This is a genomic window from Collinsella sp. LCP19S3_B6 (assembly GCF_052121815.1).
Taxonomy (GTDB): domain Bacteria; phylum Actinomycetota; class Coriobacteriia; order Coriobacteriales; family Coriobacteriaceae; genus Collinsella.
Window position 1 is genome coordinate 65647 of the sequence record NZ_JBQKDN010000007.1, and the last position, 22326, is coordinate 87972.

General features: G+C 54.8%; 18 protein-coding genes. 11 read left to right on the forward strand and 7 right to left on the reverse strand.

Annotation, left to right across the window (positions count from 1 at the left end):
• Window positions 1–92: 92 nt before the first annotated feature.
• Genes ACTQWD_RS04065 through ACTQWD_RS04080 form a run of 4 tightly spaced genes read left to right on the forward strand, consistent with a single transcriptional unit; the run spans window position 93 to window position 5031 of the window.
• Window positions 93–2312, forward strand: coding sequence for a DEAD/DEAH box helicase family protein (locus ACTQWD_RS04065; RefSeq protein ID WP_441559325.1), 2220 nt, complete (start codon window positions 93–95; stop codon window positions 2310–2312).
• Window positions 2313–2315: 3 nt separating this feature from the next.
• Window positions 2316–2492, forward strand: a complete 177-nt coding sequence (locus ACTQWD_RS04070; RefSeq protein ID WP_181872959.1) for a hypothetical protein — start codon at window positions 2316–2318, stop codon at window positions 2490–2492.
• Window positions 2483–4477 (forward strand): AAA family ATPase, encoded by a 1995-nt coding sequence (locus tag ACTQWD_RS04075; protein ID WP_227110356.1) that lies wholly within the window; start codon window positions 2483–2485, stop codon window positions 4475–4477. Before ACTQWD_RS04070 ends, ACTQWD_RS04075 begins: the two co-directional genes overlap by 10 nt.
• 2 nt (window positions 4478–4479) lie before the next feature.
• On the forward strand, window positions 4480–5031 hold the full coding sequence (locus ACTQWD_RS04080) for a hypothetical protein (protein ID WP_114551990.1): 552 nt from the start codon (window positions 4480–4482) through the stop codon (window positions 5029–5031).
• A 1134-nt stretch (window positions 5032–6165) separates the two neighbouring features.
• On the opposite strand, the gene ACTQWD_RS04085 is transcribed toward ACTQWD_RS04080, so the two are convergent.
• Window positions 6166–6579 carry a helix-turn-helix domain-containing protein gene (locus tag ACTQWD_RS04085; RefSeq protein WP_022349661.1) on the reverse strand — a complete coding sequence of 138 codons (414 nt, stop codon included), beginning with the start codon at window positions 6577–6579 and terminating at the stop codon, window positions 6166–6168.
• Window positions 6580–6719: 140 nt separating this feature from the next.
• On the opposite strand from ACTQWD_RS04085, the gene ACTQWD_RS04090 reads away from it, so the two are divergent.
• From ACTQWD_RS04090 to ACTQWD_RS04100, 3 genes are read left to right on the forward strand one after another with little or no spacing between them, the layout of a single operon-like run.
• Window positions 6720–6923, forward strand: coding sequence for a hypothetical protein (locus ACTQWD_RS04090; RefSeq protein WP_006681531.1), 204 nt, complete (start codon window positions 6720–6722; stop codon window positions 6921–6923).
• A 1-nt stretch (window position 6924) separates the two neighbouring features.
• Complete coding sequence (locus tag ACTQWD_RS04095) at window positions 6925–7995, forward strand: site-specific integrase (RefSeq protein WP_022349660.1); 1071 nt, start codon at window positions 6925–6927, stop codon at window positions 7993–7995.
• 5 nt (window positions 7996–8000) lie between these two features.
• Window positions 8001–8426, forward strand: coding sequence for a plasmid mobilization protein (locus tag ACTQWD_RS04100; RefSeq protein WP_022349659.1), 426 nt, complete (start codon window positions 8001–8003; stop codon window positions 8424–8426).
• A gap of 3 nt (window positions 8427–8429) precedes the next feature.
• Here the strand turns inward: ACTQWD_RS04100 and ACTQWD_RS04105 are convergent, their stop codons facing one another.
• From ACTQWD_RS04105 to ACTQWD_RS04125, 5 genes are read right to left on the reverse strand one after another with little or no spacing between them, the layout of a single operon-like run.
• On the reverse strand, window positions 8430–10133 hold the full coding sequence (locus tag ACTQWD_RS04105; protein ID WP_441559326.1) for a DUF262 domain-containing protein: 1704 nt from the start codon (window positions 10131–10133) through the stop codon (window positions 8430–8432).
• 51 nt (window positions 10134–10184) lie between these two features.
• The gene (locus tag ACTQWD_RS04110) at window positions 10185–10403 is read right to left on the reverse strand and encodes a hypothetical protein (RefSeq protein WP_022349657.1); all 219 of its coding nucleotides are present in this window, start codon (window positions 10401–10403) and stop codon (window positions 10185–10187) included.
• A gap of 24 nt (window positions 10404–10427) precedes the next feature.
• The gene (locus tag ACTQWD_RS04115) at window positions 10428–11312 is read right to left on the reverse strand and encodes a DUF4238 domain-containing protein (protein ID WP_022349656.1); all 885 of its coding nucleotides are present in this window, start codon (window positions 11310–11312) and stop codon (window positions 10428–10430) included.
• Window position 11313: 1 nt separating this feature from the next.
• Window positions 11314–14376 carry a type III restriction-modification system endonuclease gene (locus ACTQWD_RS04120; protein ID WP_033499421.1) on the reverse strand — a complete coding sequence of 1021 codons (3063 nt, stop codon included), beginning with the start codon at window positions 14374–14376 and terminating at the stop codon, window positions 11314–11316.
• Between the two features lies 1 nt (window position 14377).
• Window positions 14378–15028, reverse strand: coding sequence for a hypothetical protein (locus tag ACTQWD_RS04125; protein WP_441559327.1), 651 nt, complete (start codon window positions 15026–15028; stop codon window positions 14378–14380).
• A 679-nt stretch (window positions 15029–15707) separates the two neighbouring features.
• Between ACTQWD_RS04125 and tet(W) the strand changes: the two genes are divergently transcribed.
• The gene (gene tet(W) / locus ACTQWD_RS04130) at window positions 15708–17627 is read left to right on the forward strand and encodes a tetracycline resistance ribosomal protection protein Tet(W) (protein WP_441559328.1); all 1920 of its coding nucleotides are present in this window, start codon (window positions 15708–15710) and stop codon (window positions 17625–17627) included.
• A gap of 367 nt (window positions 17628–17994) precedes the next feature.
• Here tet(W) and ACTQWD_RS04135 read toward each other — a convergent pair whose 3' ends face one another.
• Entirely contained in the window at window positions 17995–19212 is a 1218-nt protein-coding gene (locus ACTQWD_RS04135; protein WP_441559329.1) for an InlB B-repeat-containing protein, read from the reverse strand.
• Between the two features lie 337 nt (window positions 19213–19549).
• Between ACTQWD_RS04135 and ACTQWD_RS04140 the strand changes: the two genes are divergently transcribed.
• From ACTQWD_RS04140 to ACTQWD_RS04150, 3 genes are all read left to right on the forward strand, one after another.
• Window positions 19550–20887, forward strand: a complete 1338-nt coding sequence (locus ACTQWD_RS04140) for an LPXTG cell wall anchor domain-containing protein (RefSeq protein ID WP_441559330.1) — start codon at window positions 19550–19552, stop codon at window positions 20885–20887.
• Between the two features lie 103 nt (window positions 20888–20990).
• The gene (locus ACTQWD_RS04145) at window positions 20991–21224 is read left to right on the forward strand and encodes a hypothetical protein (RefSeq protein ID WP_441559331.1); all 234 of its coding nucleotides are present in this window, start codon (window positions 20991–20993) and stop codon (window positions 21222–21224) included.
• Window positions 21225–21263: 39 nt separating this feature from the next.
• The gene (locus ACTQWD_RS04150; RefSeq protein ID WP_123220203.1) at window positions 21264–22064 is read left to right on the forward strand and encodes an SDR family NAD(P)-dependent oxidoreductase; all 801 of its coding nucleotides are present in this window, start codon (window positions 21264–21266) and stop codon (window positions 22062–22064) included.
• The last annotated feature ends 262 nt before the right edge of the window (window positions 22065–22326 follow it).

Here is a 22326-nt window from a genome sequence, read left to right on the forward strand (position 1 = left end):
GCCGAACTTATCCCCAGTGGATAAGCCACTTATTGTCCGACAAACCCATAAGCCGCCTTATAATGGATAAATTGTCGGACGGAGGTGCTGGGGTGAGTTTTCGCGACCTCAAAATCAATAATGAATATCGCTCGTTGCTTCACGACGTAGTTCGCGAGTTCTACACGCCTTTGCTTTCTCAGGCTTGTCTATATCAGCGTGCCGTAGGTTTCTTTTCCTCATCTGCTTTAATTAGCATGACCGAAGGAATTAGGGGCCTTCTTGAAAACAACGGTCGCATCGAGGTCGTTGCCTCGCCTAGGCTTACCGAGGAAGACCTCACTGCAATTAAGGACGGTCTAGAGAGGCGCGACGACATCATTGTCGACTCTCTCCTGCGCGAACTCGATGCACCAAAGGGCGCTTTTGAGGAGGCTAGGCTCAATCTCCTTTCGAATTTGATTGCAGCAGGCGTCATGACCATCAAAATCGCACTCCTAGACTCCACTACCGATATCGGCATGTTTCATGAGAAGCTGGGGCTAATTTACGACTCCTTTGATAATGTCGTTGCCTTTTCGGGTTCGATGAATGAAACCGCGAACGCCTTTTATCGCAATTACGAGGCGTTCGATGTGTTCACTTCCTGGTCCGAAGACGCAGAACGTGTGCGCACAAAGCAAGCAGCGTTTTCGGCCATGTGGCACGATACGGAGCCAGGCATTAGGGTTTGTGAGTTCCCCCAGGTTTCCGAAGCCATTATCAAAAGATATAAAGTTAGGGACGGTATCGACCTCGACGATCTTAGCGTGGGGGTGTCTGACGACGCTGCAGATAATGCATCGATGGCGAAAGAGGAAATGGTTCCGAATCGCCCTCGCATTCCAAAAAGCGTTACGCTGCGCGGCTATCAGAACGAAGCAATTGAAGCGTGGGAAAGTAACAACTTCCGTGGCGTTTACGACATGGCTACCGGCACAGGAAAGACGTTTACCGGCCTCGCTTCCATCTGCCGTCTTTCTGAGCTTCTCCACGATGAGCTTGCTGTTGTAATTGTCTGTCCCTATCAGCACCTTGTAGATCAATGGGTTGAGGACATCGTCGCCTTCAATATCGAACCCATCATCGGCTACAGCTCTTCGCCGCAAAGGGACTGGGAGAAGCGCCTCGATTCTGCAATTCGCGATCAGAAGTATGGCGTAAAGGGCTCCGAGTTCCTTTGCTTTGTGTGCACCAATGGAACGTACTCCACCTCACGTGTGCAGAAGCTGATAGACAAGATCAAAAAGCCGAAGCTCCTTGTCGTTGATGAGGCTCATAACTTTGGCGCGGAGTACCTTCGTTCGCTTCTAAGACCAGATTTCAATTTCAGGCTTGCGCTCTCGGCAACGATTGAGCGCTACGGCGATGACGAGGGCACTGCGGCGTTGTTTTCTTACTTCGGCCCGCGCTGTATCGAATACACGCTGGAGGAGGCAATCTATGGACGTGGCGAGGAGACGCCTTGCCTCACTCCATACCGCTATCACCCGGTCATTGTTTACCTGGAACCCGATGAGCTTCGGGAGTATGCGCAGCTTTCGCGGCAGATTGCGAAAGCCATAGTCAGCAAGAATGGCAAAAAGAAGCTCAGCGAACGTGGCAAACAGCTTGTTCTCAAGCGAGCAAGGCTTGTTGCTGCGGCGCATCAAAAGCTTCCTGCGTTAAAGCGAGAGATTGCGCCTTATGCGCAAGACGACTATATGCTTGTATATTGCGGTGCAACGAAGGTCGAGGTCGATGCGGGTGAAGTTCCTGGTGTCGATGATTACGAGCTGCGGCAGATTGACGCCGTGACACACATCCTCGGCGACGAGCTCGGCATGCGCGTTAGGCAGTTTACGTCGCGCGAAAACAGCTCCGAGCGCGAGGAGATCAAGACGATGTTCTCAAACGCCGACCTTCAGGCGCTGATTGCTATCAAGTGTCTGGATGAAGGTGTCAACATCCCCATGATCAAAACCGCTTTCATTCTTGCGAGTACGACTAATCCCCGCGAGTACGTGCAGAGACGAGGACGCTTGCTTCGCAAGGACAAGCTAGGACTCAAGAGGCGTGCGGAGATTTACGACTTCATCACATTGTCGCGCCCCGCTGAAGACGCGGCGGTTTTGCCCGATGAGGATGTAAGTGGTGAGAGGCGGCTAGCGTACAACGAATTAGTTCGAGCAAGGGAATTTGCTGATTTGGCAGAAAACCGTGCTCAGGTTAGCCAAATCCTCGATGCAATTGAGGAAGGCTTCTTTGGCGTAGATGGCATTTCGGCTTTTGAAGCCGAGAAGGAGGTTGAGTAGCACATGACAGCCCTCGGGGACGTGCGGTTGCCTGACAACGTTGATCAGAAAAAGGCAAACCGACTCATTAACTGGATCGTTGATCTCGAAGATGATAACGACAAGACTGCTAGGTACGACGATTCTGCGATGATTCAAAAGATCGGCAAGCAAATCAAGGATGAAATCAAATGCTTATAAAGACCATTACGGTTGAGAACTTCCTTCCTTTTCAGGGGAAGCAACGTATAGAGTTCTCTACTGACAAAGATCATAACGTTACTTTGATAATGGGAAACAACGGTGCTGGGAAGACATCACTTGCCCAAGCTTTCGAATGGTGCCTATATGGCAAAGCTCCGAAAGAGACCAATCAAGTCATCAACGCCTTCGTCCGAGACCATATCGCTCCCGGAGCATGCCGTTATGCTTCGGTTGAGATTGAAATTGAAAAGGACGATAAGACTTACTCCGTGTCTCGCCGTCAGAAGTATTCTCGCAAAGACAATGGAAGGTTGGACAAGCCTGCGCAGCATGAGTTCTCTATCCTCTATAAGGAGAATGGAGAAACGAGGCAAGTTGCCGCAGGCGACCGCGGATCAACCATCAACAGGCTCCTTTCTAACCAGCTTTCGCACTACTTCTTCTTCGATGGCGAACACGTCAAAAACATGCGCAAAGAAATCGAACAAGGAAAGAGCAGCGACTTTGCGGATGCTGTAAAAACTATTCTCGGACTTCAGCCTATCGCTTCCGCGCTTGATCATCTAAAGGCGCCGGGCAATCGTCTGTCAGTTGACAGATGGTTTAATAGGCAGCTTGATGTTGCGGGAAACGCTGACCTTGAAGAAAAAAAGAAGCGAATTGAGACTCTTGGTAAAACTATCGAGAGAGAAAGTAACGACCTGGAGCTGGCGGAAGTTGATGAGGACGTGGCGAAGGAGAACGTCGCGGAATGTCAACGATTGCTCAGAGAAAATGAAGAAAGCGAAAAGGCGCAGAAGGACGTTGAAAAGACGCAGGCGCTTCTCAAGCAGGCAAACATTGCCGTCACCGCAAGAAGAAATGAGCTCTTTAGACTGTTCCGCGATTGTCAATATCGATTCTTTACGCAGAGACCAATTCTCGACGCGCAAGAAGAGCTCGCTGACGAGGACAAGATTAGCAAGGGTGTTCCCAGCGTTGACGACAAGACCATTCGCTTTATTCTCGAGCGGGGTGAATGTATTTGTGGGACCAAGTTTGAAGCGGGAAGCGATGTCGCAAAGCATCTTTATGAGCTACTCGATTACGTGCCGCCAAAGGACCTAGGCACGTATATCGCAGAGTTTGATAAAGATTGCCGAGTGAGAACCGAGGGCAGTTTCAACTTTATTGATGATTTGGCTGAGGCGTATAGAAAGTATTGCGCAGCCTGCAACTCGGTAAAGACCGCTGAACAGGCGGTTGAAAAAGCCGTTGCGTTTCTCGAGGGCCTCAACAACGTTGATATCGGCATCCTGAGGAAAAATCTTCGGAATGCCGAGGCGGATCGCAGCAAAGCTGCTGGGCGAGTTGCTACTGCCCGCAGGGCAATTGCGAATGCGAAAAACGAACGTGAAAGGTTGCAGTCCGAAATCAAGGCATATAGCGTAAAGAATGCAAAGAACCAAGAAATTATGCTTTGCCTTAGCTACGTTGACTATATTTACGATTATCTCAATGCGTATTACAAAACGCATGAGGCTTCGACAAGGGCGCAGCTGAGAGATACTGTCAACAAATTCTTTACTGCGATGTATGAAGGAGAGCTTCATCTCAGTTTGGACGACAACTATGGTGTTGCAGTAACCGTTGACGATGTCGACACAAGCGGCGAGACGTGGAAGACCTCTTCTGGCCAGACCCTGGCAATCATTCTTGCCTTCATTCTCGGCATTTTGGACATAGCCAAATCTCAGTCTAAGGAAGAAGATGATCTGCTCAAGGGGGATACATATCCGCTTGTTATGGACGCTCCTCTTTCCGACTTTGATAAAACTCGAATTGGGACTATTTGCAACCTTCTGCCATCCGTTGCTGAACAGGTGATTATCATCATCAAGGACACTGACGGCGAGCTCGCAGAAGAACATATGAAGGACAGGATTGGACGCCGTTACAGCATTGAACGTCTCCATGACTATGACTCTGTTGTTAAGGAGTGACCATGGCGGACCTATTTAGATCGCAGGTTAGGTTTTACGGTAAGCATGGACAATATCTCGAGGCCCTAACGCCAGCTTCTGAAAAAGCCAAAGATGTTGAGCTGCCGGAGATTGAGCGGGTAAAGTACCTGTTCAATTCTGTTGTCGAAATCTATGAGGTTGCTCCGTTGATCGGTTATCTCTATCAACGCTCGGCAGAAAAAGACGGCAATGAATCGACAAAGAACATCATGGAAGGCGCTTTGTCCAATCACCATGATCGTCTCCTGTTTAGCTATGAAATGCTGATGATCATAGACAAAGGTAGCGAACCAGACCTTAACGAGAGGATTAGACGAGCCTTCAGGGCAACGGACGATCTCGCAGCGGAAGGCATGAAGATATATGACGCCTACGCCCGTGGCGGCATCGAAGTCCTCTATGAGAATCTCATTGACAATGCGGCCACACCCGATGACCTTATACGCAATCTAATGGACTTCACGGAAGACTGGAATTCAAGATTTCTTTCAGCCGTTGAAGAAGTTGATTTAGATCGATTGTTGAAACGGTAAACCCGGTTTGGTCTTGCCGCGGCAATATGCCCGCGCTCAGGGTTTATATTACCTTGAGTGCGGGCTCCTTCTTCTACAAGTAGCAGTTTGTCCTACCGAGTTCGCCGCGCTCGCTGGGCATGAGGCTGTGCAAGAGGTCGAAAAAGAAGCCGCCTGCGACAATTCTTTCAGTCATCGCTCCCGCGTATCCCATCTGACCTGCGGAAAAGCAAGACGATAAAGCCGCTGGCTACGATTCACTTCGCTAAACAGGCAGCAAAGAAGAGAATCAGCCGTTTTGGCGTTCATTTCGGTCGATTCAGAGCCTCAAAACCTGCCCGTTTTTGTCCCTGGGACAAAAATGAAACTGCGGGCGCGCGGTTTCGAAATAGTTCGCGGATTTGTCCCAGGTTTTGTCCCAAACGCCTACGCGAAGACATGCGGCGGGATTCGGCGGCATGACAGTCAAAGCTGACGACTCAACTGGAGTTGACTGGAATGACGCCACGGCAAACGAGCGTGAAAGAGTGGGAGTAGGCTGATAGGGTTCTGACCTGCATTTTTGAGTGCCGCACTGTGCCGCTGAGTTTCGTTTCGTACGAGAGTCATGGCAAAGCCGCCAGCGATGTTGGTGAGTAAATACGATAACCGAGCCTCCGTTCCCGCGTTGGGACGGAGGCTTTTTCTTTGTCGTTTTACTCCCTTTCACCTGCGATTTCGCAATTTACTCCCCCGTGTTTCAAGACGGCAAGGCACGGTGCGGCATTCGGAGGAACGGGAGTAAGGATTCATCCCAAGTGAGTAGACGCGCGATTTTTGTCTCCGAGAGCCAAACGGGGCCGTTTCGGGGCCTGTGAAACTCAAATCGAACTCAATAGGCTTTTCGGCGGTCTTCTCACAGCGTTTTCCCAGGTGGTTAATGGGGAGTAAAGAATCTCGCCGCCTCAATGAAAACGGGAGTAACCAGGGGAAATGCCGCGGCGTACTGCCGCGTGCCGCCGTGTAAGCCACCGCGTCATTTACTCCCCAGGTGCGCCGGAAATGCCTTGGCATGCAATGGGGAGTAAAAACTCAGCTTACGCAGGCCCGAGCGGCGCTCGCCGCCTGGTCCACCGTCCTGATTCGGTTGCGTTGATCGCGAAATGCGGAGAGCCGCTACAGCGAGGCTTTCCAGTCCTCGTATTCGTCGGCGTCGATCTTGCCGTTTTCGAGCTGCGCGCGCTTCTCTGCCCACAGTTCGATCGCCATCGCGGCTTTGGGCGCGTGCGGCGCCTTGGGGTTCAGGGAGAGGCCCGTGCCGTCGGCTGCGGGCACGATGCCGAAGGAGTCCTCGAGCCGCACGAGCAGCGACATGAGGTCGCCCGCAGTCTCGACGCCGTAATCCTTGAGGGCGTTGACGGACACGCCGAGCGCCGCGGAGATGGACTCGAGCAGCTCGGGCTTCACGGCGCGGATGCCGCTCTCGTAGTGGCGCACGGCCCCCTCGGTCAGGCCGACCGCCTCGGCGAGCTGCGCCTGCGTCATGCCGCGCGACTTGCGGTACCGCCTTATGTTCTCGCCTACGGACATGAGCCCTCCTCCTGGAATTACGTACCAGCACATCTTATCAGCGTACGCAAATGTACGCAATTCTATTGACAGTACAGATATGTACGTTTACTCTGAATCTGTGAACCGTACGTATCCGTACGCCATTGATTGGAGGAGCCATGGACGAGAAGGTGGCGAAGACGCCGAGGCCGCACATGCTGGACGCCGACGAGGTCGCGGAGCTGCTGAGGATCAAGAAAGGCAGCGCCTACGAGGTGATCAGGAAGATAAACGCCGAGCAGGAGGCGCGCGGGCGCGTGGTCATCCGCGGGCGCGTTCGAAGCGACGTCTTCGACGCCCTGTACTTCCCGGAGGTGGACTGACATGCCCGTGTACAAGGACGACGGCAACGGCACGTTCTACGTGCAGTGCTACTACCGCGACGCCCGCGGCTCGAAGCGCCACAAGACGAAGCGCGGCTTCTCCTCCGAGGTGGAGGCCGCAGTGTGGGAGAGCCAGTTCAAGAGCCTTAACGGCGGGGCCATGGACATGACGTTCTCCGAGTTCGTCGAGGTGTACGCCTCCGAGGTGAAGCCGCGCATACGCGAGCACACGTGGATCACCAAGGAGTACATCATCAACGACAAGCTCGTGCCGTTCTTCGGGGACATGCGCATGTGCGACGTGAGGCCGATCGACGTCATCAGGTGGCAAAACGAGCTCACCGAGCACCGGGACGCCGACGGGAAGCCCTGGGCACCGACGTACCTGCGCACAGTGAACAACCAGCTCAACGCCATCTTCAACCACGCCGAGCGCTACTACGGCCTCAGCGACAACCCGGTGCGCAGGGTCGACAAGATAGGCTCGAAGAAGGGCGGCGAGATGCAGTTCTGGACCAAGGACGAGTACCTGAGGTTCAGCGAGGCCGTCATGGACAAGCCTCTCTCATTCCACGCCTTCGAGCTGCTTTACTGGACGGGCATACGCTGCGGCGAGCTCCTGGCGCTCACGCCGTCCGACTTCATGCTGGAGAGCTCGCGGCTGCGCATCAACAAGTCGTACCAGAGCCTCAACGGCGTTGACACCGTGACCGACCCCAAGACGCCCAAGTCCGTGCGCACGATCGTCATGCCCGCCTTCCTGCGCGACGAGATGGCGGACTTCATCGAGATGCGCGACGACGTCGCCCCCGACGAGCGCCTGTTCGCCGTGACCAAGCACTTCCTGGCCCACGAGATGGAGCGCGGGTGCAAGGCGTCGGGCGTGAAGCGCATCCGCATACACGACATACGCCACAGCCATGTGAGCCTGCTGATAGAGATGGGCTTCTCCGCGCTGGCCATCGCCGAGCGCATGGGCCACGAGGCGGTGGACATCACCTACCGCTACGCGCACCTGTTCCCCACGAAGCAGGACGAGATGGCCGCCGCGCTCGACGGGGCGAGGGGGTAAGAAGGATGCCGTGCGAGAACAGCGCCCGCAAGCGCAGCAAGACGATGGCGTTCCGCTGCACGCCCGAGGAGCGCAAGCTCATATGCGAGATGGCAGCCTGGAGCGGCATGAACAGGCAGGACTACATCATCGCCAAGCTCACCGATACCCAGGTCGAGGTGAGGCCCTCCGTGAGCGTGCAGAAGGCACTGAGGGACTCGATGGCGGAATTGGCCAAGGAGGTGCGGCTGGCGGCCTCCTACGGCGAGCTGAGCGAGTCCCTGCAACAGAGAATTGAGCACGTGATGAGGTTCTTCCTAGCGCTCGGCGAGCCTCTTGACGCGCCGACGGAAGAGACATCGCCACGAACTACGTTTTTGGAAGAGCCGGTTCCATCCGTCATCGATGCGGGTTCCGACACCGCAAGCATCTTCGAGATGGGACGCAGGTAGGGCCTAGCGCCAGACCTCCAACGCCTTGTCCGCAAGCCATTCGGCGCGATCGGCGATATCGCCCTCGTTCCAAGACTCCTTCTCTAGGGCGCCGGCCATGGTCGCAAGGCCGGCGGCGCAGAGGGCAAGGCCGTCCTTGTATCCCTTTCCCTGCTTCTTGGTGGGCCAATCGGCATCGCGGATGGAGGCGTTGAGCGAATGCGTGATGATGGCGAGGTTGCCGAGCGTGAGGAGCTTCCGGTCCCTTCGCGTGGCAGCCTCATCGTCGAGGGCTCCCCATTTGTTGCGCCACTTCTTGGGCATCATGTGCTCGAGGGTGTACTGGTTGAACCCGAGCAGGGCCGTGCTGCTCATGCCCGGACGAATGGCGCTTTCCAGCAGATAGAGGACGCCCTTGGACTGGAGGTTGTACAGACACGATTCCTCGAATGCCGCTCGAACCTCGGCGTCGCCGGGCATGTACGTCGTCGCCTCGTCATTGGCTTCGAGAGCCTTCCTCAGCGCCTCCGCGTCCTTCACCTCGTTCAAGATCAGCGAGGTGAACAGCCTGTTGTAGTTCTTCGTGGTCGCCTGAACCAGCATTCGGCGGACGATGTAGCTCTCAAGCAGGGCGTAGATCTTAGATTCCTCGCTCGAAGACTCCGCGTTCTTTCGAACGTAGAGCACGTACGGGATGAGCGTCGAGTTCTTGAGGCCGAATATCAGCACGTTCAGGCGCTCGACGCCGGAAGCGGAGGGGATGTCCGCGTTGCAGTAGCCAGGGTCGAACGTGGACTCGAACGCCTCGGCATACGCCTTCATGTTGTCGAGAATCTCGACCTTGTCGCCGTTGCAGTACCTGCCGATGAAATCCTTGTAGGACTGGAAGAGGTTCGAAGTACGCGAATAGAAGAGCTTGTCCTCGGTCGTGACGCCACGCCTCTTGTCCTGGACCAGAATCTGGAGGAACGCGTCGAAGAAGAGGTCGACGAGCGTGCGCTTGATGCGCCCGGTAACGATCTCCTGCTCCCAATACTCCCTCTTCTCAGCCGTGGGCTCGAAGACGTCTTCCCAGCACTCCTTGAACGCCTGCTCGTTCTCGCGGTTGAAGAAGTAGTTCTTAAGGAGCTCCGCCGTCGTCAGGCGCACCCCGAGCGAGTTGATGGTGTCGAATATCTGCTGCTCGTCCTCGCCCTCGGTAAGATCGATGCAGACGAACTGGACGTTCGACTTGATCGTGTTCCTGTCGACCTTCTCCGGGTCGATATTCTTGAGGAAGTAGTTGTAGGCAAGGACGATGGCCGAGGAGCCCTCGAGGGGTTCGCAGCCCGTGGCGCTGACGACCTTTTCGAAATCCTGCCGGTCGTACTTGCCGTGCCGCAAGGCGACATCGCCGGTCTCCAGGACGAAATCTCGCTCAAACAAATTGTTGGTGCCGTTTTTTGCACAGAGTGCCTTGAAGAAGATGACCATGGTCGTGAGTCGCTGCTGGCCGTCGATGACGGTGCGAACCTCGGAGACCTCGGACCAGGTGTTGCCGGAGGAGGCCTGCTTCAGGATGATGGAGCCCAGGAAATAGGGCCGCTTCGAGGCCGTGACGAACTCCATGTCGCCGAGGAAACGCTCCCATTGCTCTTCTCCCCAGACGTACGCCCTTTGGTAAAAAGGTATTTCGAGCAGGCGCGATCCGTTGAACACGCCGCTTATCGTTGCTTTTCCTGCATCCATCCTTAAAGCCCTATCTATCCTTTGCGGTTATTGCTGGCGGGGTCAATTTTATCAATACGCTGCTTGACCCTTTAATGTTCCCGGTCCTTGCCGTCTTCTCCCCAGAAGGTGCTCGAAGATGATGCGCAGGTCCTCGTCATCAAGGCAGCCGCCCTCGAGGCAGCCACGGTCGATGGTATCGATCATCGTCTGCCCCTTCTTCTTCGAGCGGTCGTAGATTACTGTGTCGAGGGATAGCTCCCTGCCGTCGCGCGTGAACATCTCGTGCATGAATTCGGCACTGTTCGCTTGACTTCAATCGCGTACCGCGTGCTCGAGCGGGCCGCTTCCCCTCGATATGGCGACATCCCAATGCTCGCAGTTAAGCAGAAGAAGTCGGTTCATGAACTCGACGCCCGAAAAACCGAGTCTCGCAAACGGCGGAAATAGAGGGTCATCTGAAAAGACCGCAGCATACTCACTGCTCAACGGCATATACGCGAGATGAAAATCGTACGAGTCGTCCTCGGGCCCGATGATGAACATAGGCATCGACGTCGTAACGAACCCTGAGCCGACGGGTGCCCTAAGGATGGAGAAGCTCTTCTCAAAAAAAGCCTTTCGAATACGGTTAACTGGCACAATATCATCGTTGGAGAAGAGCATGGTTGCGGCGGCGGCAAGCTCGACCACCGCTTGGGAATCCCCGCGCCAATCCGACCAATCGAGCAAGCCGAGCTCATAGGGTGTCAGATGAACGTTTCTGAGCAGCTCTTCGGCAGTCTCGCGTGACCATTTCTTGTCGACGCGCATACTGATAGGGTGCCGGACGATGATATTTGCTGCCAGCTCGCAAACGGCGGCTTTCCCATCAGAATACCCTTCGTCTTCGCACTGGTCTTCTTTCTGGCGTTCCAAAAAGCGATCGTAAAGCGGCGCGATGCGGCTCTCGAGCTCAGATAGCTTAACCTCGATGAGGTTCTGCGCATAGAATCTGTCTGTCGCATCGCCTGTCGCATCGGCATGCTCGACCTCATAAAGATCGCGCATGCTGCAAAGGTTCTCGCAATTCGTGCGGAAGAAGGAGCCCTTCTGTCTGCTGTAGGCATGAAGCTGCCCGGAGGAATCCGCGAAATGGCGCAGGTAGAACCGCGGCACCCAGTGCTGCTTTCGCGTCATCTTTCCGGGCAGCTTCGACATCCTAAGCCTTCACCGCCTCGTATTGGTAGGTCGTGCGCACGTTGTAATGGAAGTCGTTTCCGAGGTCCAGCGCCTCGAAGTGCTTCTTGGCGCAGCCGATCTTGATCTTCTCCGCGTCGCGCAGGGCGGGCTCGCCGTTCTTGCCGCCCTTGGTCTCGGTCACGAAGTACACGCGGCGCTCGCCGTCGGCCTCCTCGACGTACGCCCAGTCGGGGTTGTAACTGCCGAGCGGCGTGTCGATCTTGAACGCCGAGGGCAATTTCGCGAACACGAGAACCTCCTCCTGCTTGTCTAGAGCCTCGGCAAAGGAGCGCTCGACCCCCGCCGAGTCGTAGACCACGTAGTTGTACAGGCTCTTGCTCGTCATGTCCGGCTTCCACGCGTTCTGCCCAAGGTAGGCCGTGTAGTCGTCAAGCTCGAGGTCGCGCATGGTGTACCACTCGTCCTCGGGAAGGCGCACGTACTTGATGCCCTGGGCGATGAGGTCGTTCTTCACGCGGTTGATCTTGTCGCCGACCTGCGCGAGGAAGGTCGCGGGGTCGATCTCGAACTCGTCGAGGCGGCTGCAGCCCTCGAGGATCGCCTTGATGGTGCCGCGGGTGAGCCCGACGGCGTCCTGCAGCTCTGCGATCGGGTCGGGAAGGTCGTATTTCACCTTTCCCGAAACGGACACCACGGAGGTGCCCGTGCCCTCGGCGCTCACGCCCGCGTCGTCGATGCCCAGCGAGGCACGCTCGCTCGTCACCTGGGGCGGGCGCACGGCGAGCATGCCGTCGACAGCTTCGATGGCATGTTCGATGAGCTTGCCGGAGTCGACCTCGACCTGGAAGCGCGTGCGCTGGCGGATGCGGTCCCACAGGGCCTGGAACGCAGGGTCGAGCGTGACGTCCTTCTGCAGCTCGACCGAGACCTCCTTGGCCTTGTCACGGATCTGGACCCTCTGGGACTTGTGGATGATGATCGCCTCGACCTGCTCCTTGGCAGGCTCGAGCTCGGCGGGGAGCTCGACCTTGCCCTCCTCGGCGGCCGCCTTCAGCTCGGGCGTCACCGCGCCCTTGTCGTCGACCATGCCGGTCGCGACGAGGTGGTCGTAGACCTGCTTGGACTTCTCGTAGCCCAGGCGCTCCTCGACGCCATCATCGCCCTTGACCGTGACCTTCGTGAAGCTCTCCGGAGTGATGACGCCGAACTTGAAGTCCTCAGCCTCAAGCTCCTTCTGCAGGCCGTTGGCGAAGTCGTCGTAGCTCTCGTTCGCGATGACGGTGAGCACGTTCGCCTCTGGGTCGTACAGGCGCTCGCCATCCTGGTTCACGCACAGGCGCAGACCGCGGCCGATCTTCTGGCGCTTGGTCAGGTTGTCCTTTGTCTCGACGAGCGTGCAGATCTGGAACACGTTGGGGTTGTCCCAGCCCTCCTTGAGCGCGGAGTGGCTGAAGACGAAAGAGACGTCCTTGTCCGCGTCCTTGCCGTCCGGGAAGGAGATGAGCGTCTCCTTCTTCTGCATGATGAGCTCGAAGGCCCCGGCGTCGTCGGCGGTGCCGGCGGCTCCCTTGGAGTCCTTGAACTTGCCCTTCTTGTCCTTGGCGAAGTATCCCTGGTGCACGGCGTGGGGGTCGCGCACCAGCGGGGCGCCGACGGCTTCGTAGCACTCGAGCCACGTGCCCTTGCCGATCCCCGCCGCCTTTGCGATGCGACGAGGCGCCTTCGAGTTCAGGGCACCTGCGTACTCCTCCTCAAACATCAGGGCGTACAGGCCGCCGTGGACTTCGGGCTCGTAGACGCGGTATCGGTCGACGCGGTCGATGAAGAAGAGCGAGAGCACCTTCACGCCGCGCGGCCACAGCTCGAACTGGCGGGCCAGGTGGTCCTCGATGGTGCGGCGGATCTGCGCGCGCTTGACGACCTCCTCGTTGACGTCGCCCAGCGCCTCGCCGAGCTCGAGCACCTCGCCGTTCTGGAACTCTATGAACTCGTCGCCCACTGCGGCGCCGATGTTGTTGACCACCCAGCCGCTCTCGTAGTCGCTGTTCTCGCCGCTCTTCTGGTAGAGGTCGTTGCCGGTCTTCACCGTGACGGCCTTGCGCTTCTGCGTGCCGTCGGCCTGGCGCACGTCGATGGACACCTTGGCGGAGAACGGGTCGGACTTGACGGACTCGAGCCTCACGTACGCGCCGTTGAGGTTCGCCTCGGCCTTGATCGAGTCCACGCAGATGCCCTTCACCAGGTGGCGCTCGAAGGCGTCGACCGGCGTGAGGCGGTAGATCATGTTGTAGGCCTGCTTGTGCGTGGCCGAGTAGCGCAGCACGAACAGCGGGTTCAGGCTCTTGATGGCGGCCTTGGCCTGCTTGGTGTTGTCGACGCTCTGGGGCTCGTCGATGATGACGACGGGCTTGCAGGCGCTCACGAGCTCGCGAGGGCTGAAGCCGCCGGTGAGCTTCTCGCTGGGACGGTGGAAGAGGTTGCCCTCCTTCGCGGTGCCATCCTTCTCGAGGCCCTTGTTGAACGCGTCGATGTTGATGACCATGACCTGGATGGAGCTCGACGTGGCGAAGTTACCCACCGGCCCCATGTCCTTCGAGTCGTACACGAAGTAGTCGAGCGGCGTGCGGTCGTAGAGCGTCTCGAAGTGCCTGCGGGTGGTCTGGAGGCTCTTGAGGACGCCCTCGCGGATGGCCACGCTCGGCACGACGATAACGAACTTGGTGATGCCGTAGCGGCGGTTTAGCTCGTAGATGGAGCGGATGTAGACGTAGGTCTTGCCGGTGCCGGTCTCCATCTCGACGGTGAAGTCTCGCAGGCGCCCATCGGTGAGGACGTCGGTTGCCGGGAGGCAGCCCTCCTCCTGCACGGCGTGCAGGTTGTCGAGGAGCTGGCCCGGCGCCACGCGAAGCTCGTTGCCGTGGCCGACCATGAGCTCGCCGATTGCCGTCTGGCCTTTGCGGCCGGAATCGGCGGAGAATACGCTGCCAATAAATTGTTGTCCGCGGAACAGGTCGCAGGTTGCTTCGATGGCCTCCAGCTGGTGCTGCTGGTCGGATGAGAACTTGAACTCGAGCGCCGCCATGCTAGACCGTCCTCAATTCGATCTCACAGCCCATGCGCTCGCCGGCGTGCTTGAAGAACTGCACGGCGTTGAGCTTGAGGGTGTCGTCGAGGACGGAATCGAGGATGAGAACGCGCCTGGGCTCCATGTCGGCGATGGCCTCGAGCGCCTCAATGGTGAGGCCTCGGGACATGCAGCAGACGAGCTCGTCGCAAGCGACGGACCAGATGGGATAGCCCGCGGCTTCAGACTTCTCGACGGGCAGCGTGAGCTCGAGGCCCCATTTGAGCATCATCTCGAAGACGATATCCATATCGGAGCGATCGGGCTTGACCACGTCGAAGAGGAGCTGACCGGGCTCGGGCTTCTCAATGCCGGACTCATCGAGCTCGAACACACGGAAGCCGATGTCGGGAAGCTGCTTGGGTCCCTCGCCAAGCTTGAGTTGACGGTTGGATTCCTCGAGCTCGGTTTTGATTTTGTCGCCTGCGCGGCGAATGCGTCCTTCGCCTATGTCGCAGAGAGTCTCATACCCGTCCTTGTAGGCGTCGCGTTTCGGGTCACAAGGCTCTGGAAGCTGGACAAGGATAAACTGATAGCGATCATCTTTTCCGAGCTCCTGCAGGAACATGGCATGGGCGGTCGATGCTGAGCCTGAGAAAAAATCAAGCACAATATCACCCGTGCTTAAATGCTCATGTACGGTAAAGAAGCAAGCAACCGAAAACAATAGATAGACCGCCAGCACTACACTATTCCGAACCAAAGACCAAAAGATAAGCATTTTGAGAAAATCTAAACTTTTGGATTTTCCTACAATGCCGACTACGGCGGAATCCCTCCCACTCCTTATATATTTCTTTCTGTATACATTGAATTTGTATTTAGTAAAATGCAGACAACACCACGGATCGGCTTTTGGCTGGACAATTCCAACCAAACACCGCAGCAGACAGTAGAAACCATTCTGAACGTTAGGAAGCCGGTATGATTGTTGCATATAAGGGGAAGAAAAATTTCTTTTAGATACTTGTTTTCCTAAAACTGATGTGATACAATAATTCAAGTCCAGAAAAGGAGTAAAAAATATGCGGCAAGGTATTCTTAAATAAAACTATAATCAAATAGTGGGAACAAAGGATTATGATAGTCCCTTTTGTAGGGGCTTAGTTTTTTGTACCCAATTTAAGAATACTTTTGCCTTATCAATTTTGACATATCCCCAAAAACAGCACTCACAAACAGGTGTATGCTGTTATGTGTATGTCCGCAAATTATCATCCCCAGTGGTAAAAGTATTTTACTGCTGGGGATTTTTATGCCCTTCGGGGCAGTAAAGGGAGGACAATCACATGAAAATAATCAATATCGGGATTCTTGCCCATGTAGACGCTGGAAAGACAACCTTGACGGAGAGCCTGCTATATGCCAGCGGAGCCATTTCAGAACCGGGGAGCGTCGAAAAAGGGACAACGAGGACGGACACCATGCTTTTGGAGCGGCAGCGTGGGATTACCATTCAAGCGGCAGTCACTTCCTTCCAGTGGAACAGATGTAAAGTCAACATTGTGGATACGCCCGGCCACATGGATTTTTTGGCGGAGGTGTACCGCTCTTTGGCTGTTTTAGATGGGGCCATCTTGGTGATCTCCGCTAAAGATGGTGTGCAGGCCCAGACCCGTATTCTGTTCCATGCCCTGCGGAAAATGGACATTCCCACCGTTATCTTTATCAACAAGATCGACCAGACTGGCGTTGATTTGCAAGGCGTGTATCAGTCTGTTCGGGATAAGCTCTCCGCCGATATTATCATCAAGCAGACGGTGTCGCTGTCCCCGGAAATAGTCCTGGAGGAAAATACCGACATAGAAGCATGGGATGCGGTCATTGAAAATAACGATGAATTATTGGAAAAGTATATCGCAGGAGAACCGATCAGCCGGGAAGAACTTGCGCAGGAGGAACAGCGGCGGGTTCAAGACGCCTCCCTGTTCCCGGTCTATCATGGCAGCGCCAAAAAGGGCCTTGGCATTCAACCGTTGATGGATGCGGTGACAGGGCTGTTCCAACCAATTGGGGAACAGGGGAGCGCCGCCCTATGCGGCAGCGTTTTCAAGGTGGAGTATACAGATTGTGACCAGCGGCTCATCTATCTGCGGCTATACAGCGGAACGCTGCGCCTGCGGGATACGGTGGCCCTGGCCGGGAGAGAAAAGCTGAAAATCACAGAGATGCGTATTCCATCCAAAGGGGAGATTGTTCGTACAGACACCGCCCACAAGGGCGAAATTGTCATTCTTCCCAGCGACAGCGTGGGATTAAACGACGTATTGGGGGACAACACCCGACTTCCTCGTGAAAGGTGGCGCGATGCCCCCCTCCCCATGCTGCGGACGACGATTGCGCCGAAAACGGCAACGCAAAGAGAACGGCTGCTGGACGCTCTTACGCAAATTGCGGATACTGACCCGCTTTTGCGCTACGAGGTGGATTCCATCACCCATGAGATCATTCTTTCTTTTTTGGGCCGGGTGCAGTTGGAGGTCGTTTCCGCTTTGCTGTCGGAAAAATACAAGATTGAAACAGTGGTAAAGGAACCCACCATCATTTATATGGAGCGGCCGCTCAAAGCAGCCAGCCACACCATCCATATCGAGGTGCCGCCCAACCCGTTTTGGGCATCTATCGGACTGTCTGTTACACCACTCCCGCTTGGCTCCGGCGTACAATACGAGAGCCGGGTTTCGCTGGGATACTTGAACCAGAGTTTTCAAAACGCTGTCAGGGATGGTATCCGTTACGGGCTGGAGCAGGGCTTGTTCGGCTGGAACGTAACGGACTGTAAGATTTGCTTTGAATACGGGCTTTATTACAGTCCGGTCAGCACGCCGGCGGACTTCCGCTCATTGGCCCCGATTGTATTGGAACAGGCATTGAAGGAATCAGGGACGCAACTGCTGGAACCTTATCTCTCCTTCACCCTCTATGCGCCCCGGGAATATCTTTCCAGGGCTTATCATGATGCACCGAAATACTGTGCCACCATCGAAACGGTCCAGGTAAAAAAGGATGAAGTTGTCTTTACTGGCGAGATTCCCGCCCGCTGTATACAGGCATACCGTACTGATCTGGCCTTTTACACCAACGGGCAGAGCGTATGCCTGACGGAACTGAAAGGGTATCAGGCCGCTGTCGGCGAGCCGGTCATCCAGCCCCGCCGTCCAAACAGCCGCCTGGACAAGGTGCGCCATATGTTCAGTAAGATTCCTTGATACGCCACAGCAAGGATGGTTATTGCATTTCCCTGCCTTTCGTGGTAAAATGTAGTTGTAAACCACCAGAGAAAACAACAACCCTGCTACCCCCCGTTATCACCACCGATAACAATTTGATAACAGCCCATCGTATAGGGCTGGATAATATGGACACATCAAATAATCAAAAAAATGAGGTATCAAATTTATGAAGCAAAATCCGTTAAATATGATGCCCAACAACGAGTGGGAATAGGAGAAAACTGGGAATAGAATTCCCAATTTTAGTAGGAACAGCGTAATTAGGTACGCGAATGGGAAGGGGAGTCCCGCGGGACTCCCCTCTGTTTAGATCGAGAATTAGAACGGTAACGTCACGTATGCTTTATACGTGCTTGCATTTGCGATACGCGGTTAACACAATGCCGACTGCGATCAGGGCTGCTGCACTGAAGCAGAGGGATGCCAGGAGTGCCATCTGGTTGTCACCGGTCCGGGGGATTGTTGAGTTGGTGGGAGCGGAGTCGGCATTCTTCTTCCACTGGGCGTACAGGGTGGTGTCCTGGTCTGCGTTCTTCTTGGCGTCGAAGGCCTGCTTGCCTTCCTTGTCGTAGGTCCAGCCCTTGAAGGTATAGCCTTTGGCGGTGGGATCATCGATAAGGGTGATGGGCTTGCCCTTCTCGGTCTGCTTGGTCACACTGTCGCCGTGGCCGTTCATGTCGAAGGTGACATCGACCATTTCGATGATGGGAGTGGAGGGAGCTTCCCAGACAGCCGTGAAGGTGATGTTTTCTTTAGCGGTGTATTCGCCGATAAAGGGATCGGTGCCTTCGGAGCCCTTCATGATCCAGCCAACGAATGTGTAGTCGCCGTCAGTGCCTAGATTGGGGAGTTCGACGATCTCGCCCTTGTTCACGGTTTTGGCCTCAGGTGCGGTCCCGAATTCGGATTCGAAGGAAACGGTGACCTTTTCCTTTTCGGTCCATTTGGCGTAGACGGTCATGTTCGTAGCGGCGGTGCCGTTGAACGAGGTGGTGAGGCTCTCATCGGTGAACCAGCCGCCGAAGTCATAATTCGGGTCTGTGGGCTGGGGCAGGGTGACGGACGTCCCCTTCTTGACCGTAATGGGGTTGATGATCTGGGTTCCGTGGCTGTTCATATTGAAGGTCACGGTGACGGTTTCGTAAAGCTCTGCTTTAGTGAATCGGGTAGTGGGTTTCGAGCCTTCAATGGAAGATGCTGCTTGATTGGTGGGAAGAATATCTTCACCAAAATAGGCGGTTAATACTGATCCATCTTCCGTTGTCAACTCAAGGACAGATGGGTGAATTGTATCTCCGTCGTTATTCGTGAAATGGGCCTCCAGGTGATCGTTCGAGCTATCTATTTTTATTTCAAGCGAAAGGTTCTTTTCATTTGCTTTAACGACGCCATATCCCGGCGCTTTGACTTCATTCCAAGTGGCAATGGGTCCCTCGCCTTCAGCCCAGGCGTAATTCTGGGTGCCGGAGAAGGTGAAAGCGCAAACGCCGACGATGGCTGCGAGCGTGAGGACGAAAGCCGTCCGGCGCCTGGCCAAGGTCTCTTTAACCTGTATCTTCATCGTATCCTCCAATTCAAGCGTGCGTTCCCTATTGCAACATTGCATTTCATGTTAACAGAGAATTATTTTCGGGCATGTCCCTTGCTCGGCTCGGGCTTGCTCTGGACGGGGATGCTTCGCGGTCTTGATGGGGTGGGTGCCTAATTCGAAGGAGGCAGAATCTGGTTTGGTGGTGCAGAAAAGTAACAAATATGATTTATTAGAGAGGTAATTACATTCAAACGACGCATAGCCAACAAAGATTCGGTTATTCTTTACCAAATCGAAAAAACGCAGCAACACACTGTACGTCGTGTTGCGTTTTACGTTGGTTCAATTCGATGCGATTGGAGCAGACATGAGCTTCATGGATTCCAAATTCTCCAAATGGGGAGAGGTCGAAACTGCAGTTCTCTCCCAATCGCTTGCGAAAAGATTTGCGAGGGTGATGCTGGCGGCAGTGCTGGCAGCATCTTTTCTGCCCGTCGCAGCTTTCGCTGATACGGGAGGCGACTCCGAGCTTAAGGGAATAAAAGGCAAAACAGACCCGATTTTTTGGTATGAAATAACGAGCTATCAAAACTTGACAAAAAGGTCAAGTTATGATTGGAGCTGGGAAAAGGACGGCGAAACTGGAGCTATCACTGTAACGGAAACGGATGATCCATCTCGCGTTACTGTGACGGGAACTGAAATCGGCAGCGTGATTTTGAAGGTTTCGGGAGGTGATTTGGATGAAGAGACAATTCGAATCAAGATTAGAAAGCGTACCGTACGTTTGTCTTCCTCGTATGGCGAAAAGATCTATGACGGCACCCCTCTTACTGTCACAGGAATTAATGAAGATGGGGAGGGTTGGATTTCTGCTGACAGAGACAGAGTTAAATACACGATGACCGGTTCTCAGACGAATGCTGGCGAATCGGATAATACGTTTGACGTAGAGTTTCCTTCAGGTAGTGAGGAATACTTCAAGGAACACTACGCTATTACCATTAGTTATGCTCCATTGAATGTCGCACAGCGTCCGGTCACCCTGACCTCCGCGAGTGGTTCGAAGGAGTACGACGGCAAGCCCCTGACCAATCACAAGGTCACCGTTGGGGAGGCTGCCCGGGATACTGGTTGGGTCGATGGCCAAGGTGCCACCTATTCTTTCACCGGCTCGCAGAAGATCGTCGGCTCCTCCGAGAATGCATTCGAATGCATCCCCAACGAGGGAACCAATCTGGACAACTATCAGATCAACAAGACGTATGGAACCCTGACCGTTACCGATCGTAGCGAGAAGTACCATATCACCCTCACTCCTAACTCCAAGTCCGTGACCTACGATGGCACCGAGAAGTCCGTATCCGGTTTCGAGACCCTGGAGTTCCAGATCAATGGTCAGACCTTCTACGTTTCCGGCGTTGAGGCTTCTGCAACGGGCACCGATGCAGGCGAGTACCCTGTAACGAAAAGCGGTCAGGCGGTCGTGACCGATGCCGAGGGCAACGATGTGACCGACCAGTTCACCGTGAACATCGACGATGCCAAGCTGACCATCGTCGGGGTCGACTCCGATAAGTCTGCATCCAATCTCCCTCACACCGGCGATAGCGCCGCCCTCTATGCAATGGGCATCTGCGGCGTTGCGATCGCTGCCGGTGCTGGGGCGCTCTTCACGTTCAGAAAGCGCAACAACTATAAATAAGCACGGATACCATTGGTGCAGCTCCATTGAAATGAAGCGCTAAGATAATCAGCAAAGGGGCCTTCCCGTCTGGGAAGGCCCCAACTTTGTGCGCGAGCATGGCATGTCAGAGAGCAAGCGTTTTGTTGAGGGGGTAAATTGTTTGCTAGCAGCCTCTGACCATGCTAAATCTGTCTACTATTCAAACAGAAAAACGAGCAGCTCAACATATTATCCTGCAGAAAAGAATACGGCAGTGCACGCAACGCGGCCGGCCCCTTCCCTTCCTGCCGAAATCCCCACGCCTGCCATCCGCTTTTTCTATGCAAATATTCACAAAAACGCGAAAAAGGAATAAAAATACCTTATCGATTATTTGAACGAGAAAGGGAACACAATGGGTAGACTCGAAGGCAAAGTTGCTATCGTAACGGGCTCCACCAGCGGTATTGGCATCGGTATCGCAAAGGTATACGCAGCCGAGGGCGCAACGGTTGTTATTAGTGGCCGTCGTGCCGAAAAAGGCCAAGTTGTAGTTGATCAAATTGTTGAAGCAGGCGGCAAGGCAAGCTTCCACTATTTCGACATTACCGAACCAGCAAGCATCGAAGCGCTTATTGCAGACACTGTAGAGCAATACGGCAAGCTCGATATTTTGGTAAACAATGCAGCAAACGTTGCCCTCAAGGACGGTCGTGTTGACGAGCTCACCCTTGAAATGTGGGACGCTATTTTGGAAAGCGACCTGCGCGGCACCTTCTATGCAACGAAGTGCGCTATCCCCTACATGAAAGAAATTGGTGGCGGCGCAATCGTCAACATTGGCTCTATGGCATCATGTGCAGGCGACTTAGGTTCTACCGCTTATGCATGCGCCAAGGCGGGCGTAGACATCTTCACGCAATACGTTGCCTTGCAATACGGCAAAGACAACATCCGCTGCAATTGCATCCGTCCAGGCTTGATTGTTACGCCAGAAAACGAGGCGAAGGTTCCTCAGATGCTCAAAGATATCTTCTTGGGTAGCATCATGGTTAACCGCTACGGTTGCCCAGAAGACATTGCTCATGCAGCCGTATATTTTGGCTCCGATGAAAGTACCTACACCACGGGACAGATCATCAACGTTGACGGCGGCATGAATTCGCACGCTCCAACCGTTGCTCAGTTCCGCCAGATGAATTCCCGCACGTGGTAATTCGCACAGGCGAATAGACCAGTACGAAAGCGCGAACGCGAGAATGCGGAAAGCGTGAACGCATGAACGCATGAACGTGCTAGAGTGTGAAAGCGCGAAGGTGCGCATGACTGAATGCGCGAAAGCACACCACGCACGCAAAAGATTTCTTGCAGATAAAATCTACATGGCCACCCTTTGCGGGTGGCCATGTTTTTTGTGCAGGCAATCTGTTGGCTAAGGCTTATAGGACAAAATGGGCTTATAGGACAAAATGTGTGTC